The organism is Neisseria sp. P0019.S003, from assembly GCF_051957115.1.
Taxonomy (GTDB): Bacteria; Pseudomonadota; Gammaproteobacteria; order Burkholderiales; family Neisseriaceae; genus Neisseria; species Neisseria flavescens_D.
Map to the genome: position 1 here is coordinate 25,592 of NZ_JBQCWT010000006.1, position 13,819 is coordinate 39,410.

12 protein-coding genes are annotated in these 13,819 nt (G+C 51.2%); all 12 read left to right on the plus strand.

What is annotated here, in order from left to right; all coding sequences use genetic code 11:
- The first annotated feature begins 26 nt into the window (after window positions 1-26).
- The 12 genes from ACTHTS_RS09225 to ACTHTS_RS09280 all read left to right on the plus strand — a co-directional run bounded on the left by ACTHTS_RS09225 (window position 27) and on the right by ACTHTS_RS09280 (window position 13,794).
- On the plus strand, window positions 27-1,337 hold the full coding sequence (locus tag ACTHTS_RS09225) for an O-antigen ligase family protein (RefSeq protein ID WP_440369850.1): 1,311 nt from the start codon (window positions 27-29) through the stop codon (window positions 1,335-1,337).
- On the plus strand, window positions 1,334-2,404 hold the full coding sequence (locus ACTHTS_RS09230; RefSeq protein WP_440369851.1) for a glycosyltransferase family 4 protein: 1,071 nt from the start codon (window positions 1,334-1,336) through the stop codon (window positions 2,402-2,404). The genes ACTHTS_RS09225 and ACTHTS_RS09230 overlap by 4 nt, the downstream gene beginning before the upstream one ends.
- 13 nt (window positions 2,405-2,417) lie before the next feature.
- The gene (locus ACTHTS_RS09235; RefSeq protein WP_440369852.1) at window positions 2,418-3,590 is read left to right on the plus strand and encodes a glycosyltransferase; all 1,173 of its coding nucleotides are present in this window, start codon (window positions 2,418-2,420) and stop codon (window positions 3,588-3,590) included.
- Window positions 3,583-4,200, plus strand: coding sequence for a sugar transferase (locus ACTHTS_RS09240; protein WP_049333552.1), 618 nt, complete (start codon window positions 3,583-3,585; stop codon window positions 4,198-4,200). The genes ACTHTS_RS09235 and ACTHTS_RS09240 overlap by 8 nt, the downstream gene beginning before the upstream one ends.
- Entirely contained in the window at window positions 4,187-5,161 is a 975-nt protein-coding gene (locus ACTHTS_RS09245; protein ID WP_440369853.1) for an ATP-grasp domain-containing protein, read from the plus strand. The genes ACTHTS_RS09240 and ACTHTS_RS09245 overlap by 14 nt, the downstream gene beginning before the upstream one ends.
- Window positions 5,154-5,846: an HAD family hydrolase gene (locus tag ACTHTS_RS09250; RefSeq protein WP_049336949.1), complete on the plus strand. Its 693-nt coding sequence runs from the start codon at window positions 5,154-5,156 to the stop codon at window positions 5,844-5,846. The genes ACTHTS_RS09245 and ACTHTS_RS09250 overlap by 8 nt, the downstream gene beginning before the upstream one ends.
- 13 nt (window positions 5,847-5,859) lie before the next feature.
- Entirely contained in the window at window positions 5,860-6,639 is a 780-nt protein-coding gene (locus ACTHTS_RS09255) for a methionyl-tRNA formyltransferase (RefSeq protein WP_440369854.1), read from the plus strand.
- Window positions 6,632-7,807, plus strand: a complete 1,176-nt coding sequence (locus tag ACTHTS_RS09260; protein WP_440369855.1) for a DegT/DnrJ/EryC1/StrS family aminotransferase — start codon at window positions 6,632-6,634, stop codon at window positions 7,805-7,807. Before ACTHTS_RS09255 ends, ACTHTS_RS09260 begins: the two co-directional genes overlap by 8 nt.
- 108 nt (window positions 7,808-7,915) lie before the next feature.
- Window positions 7,916-9,817, plus strand: coding sequence for a polysaccharide biosynthesis protein (locus ACTHTS_RS09265; protein WP_440369856.1), 1,902 nt, complete (start codon window positions 7,916-7,918; stop codon window positions 9,815-9,817).
- A 43-nt stretch (window positions 9,818-9,860) separates the two neighbouring features.
- Window positions 9,861-10,988 carry a polysaccharide export protein gene (locus ACTHTS_RS09270; RefSeq protein ID WP_070607183.1) on the plus strand — a complete coding sequence of 376 codons (1,128 nt, stop codon included), beginning with the start codon at window positions 9,861-9,863 and terminating at the stop codon, window positions 10,986-10,988.
- A gap of 170 nt (window positions 10,989-11,158) precedes the next feature.
- Complete coding sequence (locus ACTHTS_RS09275) at window positions 11,159-11,608, plus strand: low molecular weight protein-tyrosine-phosphatase (RefSeq protein ID WP_440369857.1); 450 nt, start codon at window positions 11,159-11,161, stop codon at window positions 11,606-11,608.
- Between the two features lie 26 nt (window positions 11,609-11,634).
- Window positions 11,635-13,794, plus strand: a complete 2,160-nt coding sequence (locus ACTHTS_RS09280; RefSeq protein ID WP_440369858.1) for a polysaccharide biosynthesis tyrosine autokinase — start codon at window positions 11,635-11,637, stop codon at window positions 13,792-13,794.
- The last annotated feature ends 25 nt before the right edge of the window (window positions 13,795-13,819 follow it).

Genomic DNA, 13,819 nt, shown 5'->3' on the forward strand with positions numbered 1-13,819 from the left:
GTCTCTACGATAACAACAGAACGACCATGAAAATAAAACGTCTGAACTTATACACTTACATCCTATACATCATGCTCGCAGCCTATATGCTGGGGCCTGCGCTGTCCTTTAAGGTCGGCGTACCGCGTATTGACAACCCGCTGACCCTGATATTTGTACTGCTTGGTTTTGTCGTATTTTTTCTGGAAAGCAAGCATATTCCGCGCAAGATTTTTGCCATGCTCTGCGCCCTGACCGCCATGTGCATCTGGCCCGCCATCCACATGGGCATTACGTCGCTGACGCCGACGCAGTACATGGATATTTTGTTTTTTATGGCGGTTCCGGCTTTCTTCTACTTGTTTTACCAAGTATTGAAGCGCGCCGACGACCCTTTGGGGACGATTCAGAAGTTCCTCATCGTATTTACGCTGTTTATCGCCGTACCGCCGTTTGTAGAGCTGGCCACCGGTATTCAGTTTGTGAGTGCCAGCGATGAGTTGGCTATTGACGAAGGCTCGCTCAAAGGCTTGTTCTTTAACCCGAACAACCTCGCCGCCACCGCGGTCTGCCTTGCGCCTGCCATTTTGTTTTTCTTCCAACTCCAAGGGCGGAAACACAAAGAAAAACTACTTGGCTGGGGCTTGTTCCTGCTGTTGGGCATGGCCATTTTCGCCAGCGTATCGCGTACCGCCATCGGCTGCTACCTGTTGATTTTGTTGGTTTATACGGCCTATCGCAAAAACGGTTTTATTACGGTCGGCGTTGCTGGTTTGCTGGCATTGGTATTGTCGATGATTCCGTCACGCGCGATTGCGGAATTTTTGCTGTCGCTCAACGGCAACCAGTTTTTGGAACGCTTTTCCAGCCGCGTGTACCTCTTCCTGTACGACTTGGGCAGCGACAACTCCGTGTCCTACCGTCAAGAGATTTACAACTACTTCTGGAACAATCCGCCCCTGCTGCTGACCGGCTACGGTCCTAAAAACTTCCGCGAATATTTCGGCGGCCATTTGAGCGGCAGCTTGGGCTTTGAAAACCCGCACAGCTTCATCATCGAGCTGTATCTGGGTTTCGGCATGATTTCCTTACTCGGCTTTATTGCCTTTGTGGCGTGTTATTTCCTCTACACTGCCTCAAACCGCGTAGTAACCGGCAAATCGCGCGTTTTGGCTTGGGTTGCCTTGGGCATTTTCCTGCTGGCCGGTTTTATTCCGTCCACTATTTTGCGTATGCCGTTTATCTGGCTGCCCTGCCTGCTGATTTTTATTTACAGCGTATTTGTTGCGCCCAAGCTGAAAGATATGGCCGCTTACGCATACAACGAAACACTATACGATACGAAGAAACCATCATGAAAATCATCCTGACTACCTCCATGTCCGGCCTCGGTGGCACTGAAAACGCCACTTTCCGCCTCGGCCGCCTGCTCAAACAACGCGGACACGATATCGTATTGGCCTCTTCAGACGGCCCTTTGATTCAGGAAGCGCAAGCATTGGGCATCCGTTGGCAGCCGATCGATTTTTACCAAGGCGGTCTTTTGGGTTACGTCAAAGGCATGTTTGCCTATATGAAGCTGCTGAAAAAAGAAAAACCTGATGTGGTTCACTGCCAAATGGCGCGTATCGTTCCGGCCTGCGCCATTGCGGCCAAGTTTACCTCGCCGAAAACCAAAGTGTTCTACCACGCGCGCGGCCTTGATCCGGAAACTTATCCAAAAATCGCCAAGCTTTTCGACAAGCTGGGCGTGTACATCATCGGCAACTGCAAACACGAACGTGAAAAACTCATCCGTTACGGTTTCCCTGCCAACCGCATCACCTACACTTACAACGCCCTGCATAAAGCAGATTTCGTTCCTGAAAAAACAGTCAAAGACTATGTCCAACTGGGCACGCTTTCCCGTTTGGACACCGTCCGCGCCGTGCATCTGATGTTGGATATTTTGAAGAAAATGGTTGACCGCGGTATGCCTGTACGCCTCAACGTTGCAGGTATCGGCGAAGAAATGGACAACCTCAAAGCCCAAGCCAAACGTTTGGGTATTGAAGATAAAGTTACCTTCCTCGGCGGTGTCCGCGACTTGACCGGCTACTTCAAAGAAGTCGATATTTTGGTGAACACGCCGCATTGCGTGGGCGACCACGGCGCAGGTGTCGGCAACAATATTTTGGAAGCCGGCCTTTACGACACACCTGTCGTGACCTACAACATGGCAGGCATTTCCGAAATGGTCATTACCGGCCAAACCGGCTACTGCATTCCTTTCGGCGATGACGAAGCGTTTATCGAAGCCGTTGATACACTCATCAAGCATCCTGAGTTGCGCAGTCAAATAGGCAAAGCCCTGCACAAACACGTTGAGACCTTATGCTCCGACGACGAAATCTACCGCACCACCATGGCTGCGTACGAAATGTAAGGCCGTCTGAAACATGAACATTACCATCGTCGCCCCTTATTGCTCGCTGCCGTCCGAACCGCATTTCAACCGCTTCTGGTATCTTGCCGAGCTATTGTCGCAGTCGCATGACGTGTTGCTGATTACCAGCAACTTCAAGCACTACGACAAATCTTTCAGACGGCCTGAAGATGCCGAGGCCGCCTCACAAGGCCGTCTGAAAGTCATGCTGTTGGAAGAAAGCGGATACAGCAAAAACGTGTCTTTGGGACGCGTGACCAGCCATCACCGCTTCGTCAAACATTTTGAAAAATGGTTGGAAAACTGCCGTCCGGGCGAACAAGACGTCGTCTTTTCCGCCTATCCGCTGATTGCCACCAACCTGCTGTTGGGCAAACACAAAACGCGTTTGGGCTACAAACTGATTGTCGATGTGCAGGATGTATGGCCGGAGTCTTTCTCCTCGGTCGTACCGTTTTTGAAAAAAGTACCGCACAACCTGCTGCCCTTTGCTTCACGCGCCAACCAAGCCTACCGCTACGCCGATGCGCTGGTTGCCGTATCGCAGACTTATCTCGACCGCGCCAAAGAAGCCAATCCGAACGTACCCGGCGAAGTCGTCTATATCGGCGCTGATTTTCCCAAACTCGATGCCGCGCCTGCCAAAGATTTTGGCGACGACAAAACCCGCTTTTTCTACTTGGGCACGCTCAGTTACAGCTATGACGTGGAAACCGTGTGCAAAGGCGTTCGCAAACTGTTGGATGCCGGCGAAAACGTCGAATTGCACATCATGGGCGGTGGCCCCGATTTGGAGAGGCTCAAACAATATGCCTGCGACGGCATCAAGTTCTACGGCTACATTCCTTACGCCGAAATGATGTCGGTCGCCAAAGGCTGCGACATTTCCGTCAACGCCATCCACTCTTACGCCATGCAGTCGATTACCAACAAACTGTCCGACTATATGGCTTTGCAAAAACCGATTCTGAACAGCCAGGTTAACGACGAAGTTGCCGAAGTCCTTACCCTGCTGCCGCATGCGAACTACCGTTCCGGCGATGTGGACGGTTTCGTTCAAGCAGCCAAAGATATTCTGAAGCGCAAAAATGATCCTGTTCAGTCCGAAGAAATCATCCGCCGTTTCAAGCGCGACGTTGCCTATCAAAAAATCGTCAACCTGATTGAAAGATTAGCTCATGAATAAATTTTTCAAACGCCTGTTTGACATTGTTGCCTCCGCTTCAGGGCTGATTATCCTGTCGCCTGTGTTTTTGATTTTGGTGTACCTCATCCGCAAAAACTTAGGCTCACCTGTGTTCTTCATCCAAGAGCGACCGGGCAAGGATGGCAAGCCGTTTAAAATGATTAAATTCCGCTCCATGCGCGATGCAATCGATAAAGACGGCAACCCGCTACCGGACAGCGAACGCCTGACCGATTTCGGCAAAAAATTACGTGCCACCAGTTTGGACGAACTTCCTGAATTATGGAATGTCTTAAAAGGTGAGATGAGTCTGGTTGGACCTCGTCCACTGCTGATGCACTACCTGCCGTTGTACAACGACTTCCAAAACCGCCGCCACGAAATGAAACCGGGCGTGACCGGTTGGGCTCAAGTCAATGGCCGCAACGCCATTTCATGGGATGAAAAATTCGCCCACGATGTTTGGTACATCGACAACTTCAGCTTTTGGCTGGATATCAAAATTTTGTTCCTGACGGTTAAAAAAGTCTTCGTCAAAGAAGGCATCTCAGCCGAAGGAGAAGCCACCATGCCTTATTTCACGGGTAATAAAACTGATGAAAAAAAATAACATACTGATTCTGTCGGCAGGTCGCCGTGTCGAATTGGTGCAGGACTTCCAAACCGAAGCCGCACGTTTTTCAGACGGCATCGGCGTTTTTGCCACTGACCTCAACCCCCACATGTCTTCTGCCTGCCATGTTGCCGACCGCGCTTTCAGCGTGCCGCGCATTGATGCAGCCGAATACATTGACAGCATTTTCGAGCTGGCCAAACAACACGACATCGGTCTGATTGTGCCAACCATCGATACCGAGCTGCTCAAACTGGCCGAAGCACGTGACCGTTTTGAAGCTGAAGGAATACATATTGTCATTTCCGATGTAAAACTGATTACCCTGTGCCGCGACAAGCGCCTGACCGCAGGCCTGTTTGCACAATACGGCATCCGTTCACCTGAAATTTACGAACGGGACCGCCTGGTTTTCCCATGTTTTGCCAAGCCTTATGACGGCAGCCGCGCCATCGGTGCGAAAAAAATCAACACACCGGCTGATTTGACTGTCGACATTACCGAAGACCCAAAAATGATGTTCGCCCAATACATCGATATTGAAAATGCTTTTTCCGAGTTTACCGTCGATATGTATTACGACCGTCAAGGCCGTCTGAAATGCGCCATTCCTCGCGAGCGTTTGGAAGTACGCACCGGCGAAGTCAGCAAAGGCGCAACCCGACGCAATGCCCTGTATAACGAGCTGGTTGAAAAAATGGCCGTATTGGAAGGCGCACGCGGCTGCATTACCGCGCAATTCTTCGTCAGCAAAACCGACAGCACAACCTACGGCGTAGAAATCAACCCGCGTTTCGGCGGCGGTTTCCCGTTGACTTACGCCGCAGGCGGCAACTATCCGGGCTGGCTGATTCAAGAATACATCGGCGGCCAAGACGTCCCTTTCTCCGACGACTGGGAAAACAATTTAATCATGCTTCGTTACGATGCTAAAGTTTTGGTAAAAGAACATGATTAAGCCGGAAGAATCCGTCATCGTCTTTGATCTTGACGATACGCTTTACTCTGAGTACGACTACAAATGCTCCGGAATACAGGCAGTTGTAGGGATCATTACGTCGCTTTACCCGCAATACGATGCCGATGTACTAAATGAAATTGCAGACAATAAAAGTAAAGACTGGCTCGACAATTTGTGTCATCATTGCAAATTAAACGAACTAGAGAAACAATCACTTTTGTGGCAATATCGACTACATAGGCCTGTTATCCGACCCTATGTCGAACCGTCTTTTTTACGGAAGCTGATGCGCCCTTTTGCCGCACGCGCCCTAATTACAGACGGCCGCAGTCTGACACAGCGTTTGAAAATACAGGCCTTGGGTTTGACCGATTTGTTTGACGACATTTTGATTTCGGAAGCCATGCAATCGGAAAAACCCGACGATAAGCGTTTTGTCTTCCTGCAAAACAAATATCCGGCTGCAAAACGTTTCATCTACATCGGCGACAACATCAAAAAAGATTTTGTCGCACCAAACAAACTGGGTTGGCTCTCCATAGGCATCATGCCTAAGCCGCACAATATTCATCAAGCCGAGCCCGAGCAATACGGTCGTGAATACCAGCCCACCCTTTGGATAAACACCCTGGAAGAATTGACTACACTGACAACTTCCGCCACCGAAAAAGCAAATGCATAAGGGACATTTCTCCATGAAAATCTTATTTATGGGTCGTAAACAGGTTTCCGCCAACCTGCTTCGTTTTTTGACCAAACAAGACCATATCGAAATCGTCGGCGTCTTGACCGACAGCCATCTGCAAGGCTCGCCGACCACGGCCGCCGCACAGGAATTGGGCTTGCCCCTGTACACCTTCGATACGGCTTTGGAAGCAATGCGAGAAGGCCGTCTGAAATACGATTTGGGCTTGTCCGTCCTTTACTGGCGCAAGCTGCGTGATGAATTCCTGAGCATTCCGATTTTAGGCACGATAAACTTCCATCCTGCGCTGTTGCCCGAATACAAAGGCACGGGCGGCTACAACCTGGCCATCATGGACGAGCTGAACGAATGGGGCAATACCGCCCACTACGTCGATGCTTCCATCGATACCGGCGAAATCATCGAGGTGGACCGTTTCCCTATTGACGCTGAAACAGAAACCGCCCAATCGCTCGAACGCAAAACCATGCAGGCATTGGAAGATTTCGCACGACGCATCATCACCCGCGCCATCGAATCAAAAACCAAATTGCCGACCACGCCAAACATCGGTGGCCGCTACGTCAGCCGTGACGAAATGGAAGCCATGAAGCAAATCCGCGACGGCGACAATATCGAGAAGAAAATCCGCGCCTTCTGGTTCCCTCCTTACGACGGCGCATACGTCGAAATCAACGGTCAGAAATACACCCTGATCAACCGCCAACTGCTGGAAGAAATTGCTCCCAAAGGATCAACCAGTCTTTTCGCAGGAAAAACAAATGCTTAACACATCACTCTCCCCATGGCCAAGCTTTACTCAAGAAGAAGCCGATGCCGTTTCCAAAGTCCTGCTGTCCAACAAAGTCAACTACTGGACAGGTACGGAATGTCGCGAATTTGAAAAAGAATTTGCTGCTTTTGTCGGCACACAATACGCCGTCGCCCTTTCCAACGGTACGTTGGCTTTGGACGTAGCCCTCAAAGCAATGGGCATCGGCCAAGGCGATGATGTGATTGTCACTTCGCGTACTTTCTTGGCTTCCGCATCCTGCATCGTAACCGCCGGCGCAAATCCGGTTTTCGCCGATGTCGATTTGAACAGCCAAAACATCAGCGCCGAAACCATCAAAGCCGCACTGACACCAAACACTAAAGCCATCATCGTGGTTCACCTTGCCGGTATGCCTGCCGAAATGGACGACATCATGGCTTTGGCAAAAGAACATAACTTGTGGGTTATCGAAGACTGCGCCCAAGCGCACGGTGCGAAATACAAAGGCAAATCCGTCGGCTCTATCGGCCACGTCGGTGCTTGGTCATTCTGCCAAGACAAAATCATGACCACCGGTGGCGAAGGCGGCATGGTCACCACCAACGACAAAGAGCTGTGGAGCAAAATGTGGTCGTACAAAGACCACGGCAAAAGCTATGACGCCGTGTACAACCGCGAACACGCACCAGGTTTCCGCTGGTTGCACGAAAGCTTCGGTACCAACTGGCGCATGTTGGAAATGCAGGCGGTCATCGGCCGCATCCAGCTCAAACGCATGCCTGAATGGACGGCGCGCCGCCAAGAAAACGCCGCCAAACTGGCTGAAAGCTTGGGCAAATTCGCCAGCATCCGTTTGGTCGAAGTGGCCGACTACATCGAACACGCGCAATACAAGTTCTATATTTTCGTCAAACCCGAACACCTGAAAGACGGCTGGACGCGCGACCGCATCGTCAGCGAACTGAACGCGCGCAAAGTCCCCTGCTATCAAGGCAGCTGCTCCGAAGTGTATTTGGAAAAAGCCTTCGACAACACGCCTTGGCGTCCGAAAGAGCGTTTGAAAAACGCTGTCGAGTTGGGCGACACCAGCCTGATGTTCTTGGTGCACCCAACCCTGACCAATGAAGAAATTGCGTTCTGCAAAGAAAACATCGAAGCCGTATTGACTGAAGCCACGGCATAATCATTTTCAGACGGCCTGCAACTTCAGGCCGTCTGAAAAAATAAAACAGCCTGCTTCAAACAATCCGTACCAAGCCACATTACAACACTCAGACACAAGAAATATAAAATGAACTTGGAAACCCTGCTGGCTCTGCCGCGCAACCTTAAAAAAACCTTCTTCGTCATCCACGATATCTTGATGATATTCGTGGCGTTTTGGTTTGCCCAAAGCCTCAAAGTGCAATATTCCGACGAATGGTTGAGTATCGCCAACTGGCTGGCTTTCGGCAGCACCGCTGTGCTGACCATCATCCTTTTCATCCGTATCGGCCTCTATCGCGCCGTCACGCGCTTCGTCAGCATCCGCGTCCTGACCTCAGCCGCATTCGGCAGCATCATTTCAGCAGTCTTGTTCTGCCTGACCACCCTGATTTTTGAACAAAAACTGCATCTTGCCCTGCCCATCGTCTATTTCTTGGTCTTGGTGGTCGGCGTAACCAGCTCACGCATGATCCTGCGTGCGATTCTGACCGACCATCACCGCAAACAGATGACCCCCGTCATCATCTACGGTGCAGGCCAATCCGGCCGCCAGTTGTTGGAAGCCATCAAACAGGTTAACGAATATTCGGCCATCGCCTTTGTCGATGACAACCCGAAAATCCAACGTACCGTCATCTATGACCTTGCCGTCCACAACCCCAACGAAATCCCGATGCTGATCAGCCGTTACGGCGTCCGCAAAATCCTGCTGGCGATTCCAAGTTCTACGCCGGAAGAACGCAAAGACATCATCCGCCGCCTCGAAGCATACAAATGCGAAGTCCTGACCATTCCGGGCATGAAAGATTTGGTCGACGGCAAAATCAACGTCAGCTCATTGAAAAAAATCTCTGTGGTCGATTTACTCGGCCGCGCCCCTGTGGCACCTCGCCCTGAATTGATGAGCGCCGACATCAGCGACAAAGTCGTGATGGTAACCGGCGCAGGCGGCTCTATCGGCTCCGAACTTTGCCGTCAGATTCTCAACTGCCGTCCGACCAAACTGCTGTTGTTTGAATTGTCTGAATTTGCCCTGTACAGCATAGACAAAGAATTGCGCGAAACCCAAGCCGCGCAAGGCAGCCAAGTCGAAGTCGTACCGCTTTTGGGTTCGGTTCAAAACAAAGAACGCCTTAGCAGCATCATGAAGGCCTATCACGTCGACACCGTTTATCATGCCGCAGCCTACAAACACGTCCCTATGGTCGAGTTCAACACCATCGAAGGCATTCAAAACAACGTGTTCGGCACACTCTGTTGCGCGCAGGCCGCCGTAGATGCGGGCGTTTCCACCTTTGTTTTGATTTCCACCGACAAAGCCGTCCGTCCGACCAACACCATGGGCGCCAGCAAACGCATGGCCGAACTCTGCCTACAAGCCCTTGCTGCCGAGCCAGAACAAAAAACACGCTTCTGCATGGTGCGTTTCGGCAATGTATTGGGTTCGTCCGGCTCCGTTGTCCCTGTATTTGAAAAACAAATTGCCGAAGGCGGCCCGATTACCCTGACCCACCAAGACATTACCCGCTACTTCATGACCATTCCCGAAGCAGCGCAACTGGTTATCCAAGCCGGTGCAATGGGTAAAGGCGGCGACGTATTCGTCCTCGACATGGGCGAATCCGTCAAAATCATCGACCTTGCCCGTCAAATGATTGTCCTCAGCGGCCTCAAGGTCAAAGACGAGCAACACCCACACGGCGACATCGAAATCAAGATTACCGGCCTGCGCCCGGGCGAGAAACTTTATGAAGAACTGCTCATCGGTGATGAGGTGCAAAAAACCACTCATCCCCGTATTATGACCGCCAGTGAAGTAATGCTTCCATGGACGCAATTATCTGACATACTGTCGGAACTCCAAACCGCTTGTCTCCAAAGCGACCAAAACAGCCTGCGCCAGCTTCTGCTGCGCGCACCGACAGGCTTCGTACCTAAAGACGGTATCTGCGACTTGGTTTGGCAACAAAACAATAAGGCCGTCTGAACATTTTCAGACGGCCCGGACACCATCCCGCAAGGACTACTACATGAAAAAAACGCTCTCCCTGCTTACTCTATTCGCACTGACTGCCTGTAACAGCACGACAGTCATTCCTGGTTCAACCATCAAAACCAGAACCAAAACCATTGTTTACACCGATACCGACACCGCAGCCGATACCAACCTCGACAGCCGCGTTGCCGTTTACCCCATCACGCCCAACCTGATTGAAAAAATGCGCAAGCCGCCTGTACTTTCCCAAAACAACCAAGGTTTGGAGCAAAGCAAAAGCGCTTACCGCTACCGCATCGGCAGCGGCGACGTCCTCAATATCATGGTTTGGGCGCACTCCGACCTCAACTCCCCTATCCAGCAAAGCAATCCGCAAACCAACCAAGTCAGCCGCGGCGCCTGGGTAGATGAGGGCGGTTATATCACTTACCCGTTGGCAGGAAAAATTCAAGCCAAAGGCAAAACTTTGGATGAATTGCAAAACACCCTGACCAGCCTTCTGAAACGCTACATCAAAAACCCTCAAGTAGCCATCAACGTTACCGAATTCCGTTCGCAACGCATTTCAGTATCCGGTGCCATCAACCAAGCAGGTCAGCTGCCGATTACCAATATCCCGATGACCATTTTGGATGCCATCAACCAAGCAGGCGGTGTCACCCAAAGTGCCGACACCCAACACATCAAATGGACGCACAACGGCGTCGACCGCACCATCTCCCTGCAAGACATGCTGCAATACGGCGATATGTCTCAAAACCATCTCCTTAGCCATGGCGACATCGTTTACGTTCCTAACAGCAGCAACAACAAAATCTACATCATGGGTGAAGTCGGCAAACAAGCCACCCTGCCAATCGGCAATCACGGCCTCAACCTGACCCAAGCGCTCGGCGAAGTCGGCGGTATGAACCAAAACTATGCTGACGCAACCGGCGTATTCGTGATCCGTCGCGCACCTGAAGATGCGGCCAAACCTATCCACATCTACCAGCTCAACCTGAAAGATGCGACCTCTTACGCACTGGGCAGCGAATTCAAACTGCGCTCCGAAGACACCGTTTACGTTACCGCCGCCCCAGTTACCCGTTGGAACCGCGTAATGTCACAAATTACCAACTCCATCAGCAACGTCAACACCCTCGACAATACGTTTAAATAAGCAGTGGTTCCTGCTGTCAGACCCTTGTTTGACAGCAGGATACAAAATCACGCACAATCCGACCAAATTACATAAACGGCATATAAAAGCCGTACACACCGCACAAACGGAAAAGCAGTACCTTATAGTCTGACTCACGCTTTTTTCAGACCATAAACCGAAACAATATCATGTACCACAACATACTCATCGTCTGCCTAGGCAACATCTGCCGCTCCCCCACCGCAGAGCGGATCATGCAGAAAAAACTACCCGGCTACCGCATCAGCAGCGCCGGCATAAAAGCACTGGCAGGTAAGGATGCCGATTTCCAAGCCATCAAAACCGCACTCAAACACGGCGTTATCGTTGCAGGCCATACGGCACGCCAACTGACTGCCCAAATGTGCGAACAGGCCGATTTGATTCTCGTCATGGAGCCCTGTCAAATCGACATGGTGGCCGACATCCATCCGCCGGCACGCAGCAAAACCATGCTGTTCGCCCAATGGTTGCCTAAAAAAACCGTACCTGACCCATACAAACAAAGCAGTGAAATGTTTGAAGCCGTTTTTGAACAGCTCAATGCTGCCGCAGACACTTGGAAAACCAAACTAAACGGAAAAACTCAACCGGTATAAAACCGGCATGAACAAGAAAGCAAGCAATGAAAAAAACGACCTACACACCTTACAGCGCAGACAACGACGAAATCGACTTCGGCCAACAGTTGCGCGTAATTTGGACAAATAAATACAAAATCCTCGCCGCCCTGCTTGCAGGCGGCATTCTTGGCGCAGCCTTCAGCCTGGCATCCACTCCGCAATACCGTGCTGATGCCATGCTGGAAATTGAAACGCGACAAAACCAAATCCTGACTGAAATCAACAGCATCTTCAACAACCAAACCACGCCGTCTGAAGCAGAAGTCGAGCTGGTTCAATCACGCTTGGTGTTGGGTAAAACCGTTGACGATCTTCAGCTTGACCAAGAAGTCAAAGCCAAATACACACCTGTTATCGGCAGCCTGATGCACAACATCAGCGGAGACCCCGATCCTAAATTGACCGTCGGCAGCTTTACCGTACAAGACGAATGGTTCAACAAAACCTTCACGCTGACCGCCAAGAGCAACAAAGCCTATACCCTTACCCTTCCTGACAAACGCGTCGTCGAAGGCAAGGTTGGCGTGCCTCTGAAAATCAACAATCAAACCACCCTCAAAATCGATCAAATATTGGCCAATCCGGGTCAAGAATTTGCGTTGACCAAGTTCTCCCGCATCAGCGCCATCGAAAACATCCAAAACAAACTGGCTGTTATCAGCAAAGGTAAAACCAGCCCCATCATCAACCTTACCTTTACCGGCACCGACCCTAAACGTACCAGCGTCATCCTCAACAGCATTGCCGACAACTACGTTGCGCAAAACCGCGAACGTGACGTCCAAGTTGCATCCAGCGGTTTGGCCTTCATCAGCGAAGAATTACCACGCTTGAAAGAAACCTTGCAAGACGCTGAAAACAAACTCAATGCCTACCGCCAACAATCAGGCTCCCTCGACATTCCGCTCGAGTCTAAAGGCGCATTGGAAAGCCTGACCGGCATCGAAACCCAAATTACCCTGCTTAAAACCGAAGAAGCAGGTTTGGCCGAGTTGTACACGCCGGAACACCCTTCCTATAAAGCCGTATTGGACAAACTTGCTGTCCTCGAGCGCGCTAAAAACAAAATCAACCAACAAATCGCCGAGTTGCCGAATACCCAACAAGAAGTCATCCGCCTGACCCGCGACGTAGAAACCAACCAGGCTACCTACGTCCAACTGTTGAGCAAACAACAAGAACTCAACATCATGAAGGCCAGTGCGCAAGGTAATGTCCGCATCGTCGATTATGCCTATGTCCCTGAAAACCCCGTTGCACCGCGCAAAGCCGTCATCACACTTCTGAGCGCACTTGCCGCAGGCTCATTGACCGCTTTGTGGCTGATGATTCGTAACCGCATGAAAAACGGCATTACTTCATCCGAAGAAATCGAAAACCTCAATTTGGAAGTCGTCGCTCTTGTTCCGCATTCCAAAACCCAGCAAAAACGCGACTTCTTCAAAAACAAATTCAAAAAAACCGGCGGCCGTTCCAACTATCTGCTGGCCAGCGAAGACCGCGCCGATACTGCTGTCGAAGCCATCCGCGCCCTGCGCACCAATATCTACTTCTCCATGCTGGACGCGCCTAACAACGTCCTCATGATTACCGGTGCCGCGCCTGAGGCAGGTAAATCCTTTATCTCCGCCAACCTCGCCGCCGTAATGGCGCAGTCAGGCAAACGCGTTCTGCTTATCGATACCGATATGCGCAAAGGCTACCTCGACCGACTCTTTGGCCTTACTCCCGAGTTCGGCTTGTCTGACATCCTAAGCGGCAAAGCGGCTCCGGCCAAAGCCGTACAAGAGACCGGCATTGAAAACCTCCACCTCATCAGCAGCGGCAGCTATCCCAGTAATCCGTCCGAACTTTTGATGGACAACCGTTTCAACGAGTTGCTCGCCCACGCGCGCCAACGCTACGATTACGTCATTTTGGACACGCCGCCCGTATTGGCCGTGACCGATGCCGTCATCATCGGCCAACATGCCGGCACCGTCCTGATGATCAGCCGTTATGCGCACACGCGTGCACGAGAGCTTGAGGCCAGCGTCGAGCGCCTCAAACAAAACCACATCAACATCAAAGGTGTCGTCCTCAACGGCATGAAGCGCGAAGCCAACAACAGCTACGACTACTACGCCTACGATGCCTACCATTCCGGTAACAATAAATCATAAACCGAAGCAGGCCGTCTGAACTTTC

What these genes read in the sequence shown, in the direction of transcription:
- ACTHTS_RS09225 (WP_440369850.1), top strand. Translation starts at nt 27, where the DNA reads ATGAAAATAAAACGTCTGAACTTATACACTTACATCCTATACATCATG.
- ACTHTS_RS09230 (WP_440369851.1), top strand. Translation starts at nt 1,334, where the DNA reads ATGAAAATCATCCTGACTACCTCCATGTCCGGCCTCGGTGGCACTGAA.
- ACTHTS_RS09235 (WP_440369852.1), top strand. Translation starts at nt 2,418, where the DNA reads ATGAACATTACCATCGTCGCCCCTTATTGCTCGCTGCCGTCCGAACCG.
- ACTHTS_RS09240 (WP_049333552.1), top strand. Translation starts at nt 3,583, where the DNA reads ATGAATAAATTTTTCAAACGCCTGTTTGACATTGTTGCCTCCGCTTCA.
- ACTHTS_RS09245 (WP_440369853.1), top strand. Translation starts at nt 4,187, where the DNA reads ATGAAAAAAAATAACATACTGATTCTGTCGGCAGGTCGCCGTGTCGAA.
- ACTHTS_RS09250 (WP_049336949.1), top strand. Translation starts at nt 5,154, where the DNA reads ATGATTAAGCCGGAAGAATCCGTCATCGTCTTTGATCTTGACGATACG.
- ACTHTS_RS09255 (WP_440369854.1), top strand. Translation starts at nt 5,860, where the DNA reads ATGAAAATCTTATTTATGGGTCGTAAACAGGTTTCCGCCAACCTGCTT.
- ACTHTS_RS09260 (WP_440369855.1), top strand. Translation starts at nt 6,632, where the DNA reads ATGCTTAACACATCACTCTCCCCATGGCCAAGCTTTACTCAAGAAGAA.
- ACTHTS_RS09265 (WP_440369856.1), top strand. Translation starts at nt 7,916, where the DNA reads ATGAACTTGGAAACCCTGCTGGCTCTGCCGCGCAACCTTAAAAAAACC.
- ACTHTS_RS09270 (WP_070607183.1), top strand. Translation starts at nt 9,861, where the DNA reads ATGAAAAAAACGCTCTCCCTGCTTACTCTATTCGCACTGACTGCCTGT.
- ACTHTS_RS09275 (WP_440369857.1), top strand. Translation starts at nt 11,159, where the DNA reads ATGTACCACAACATACTCATCGTCTGCCTAGGCAACATCTGCCGCTCC.
- ACTHTS_RS09280 (WP_440369858.1), top strand. Translation starts at nt 11,635, where the DNA reads ATGAAAAAAACGACCTACACACCTTACAGCGCAGACAACGACGAAATC.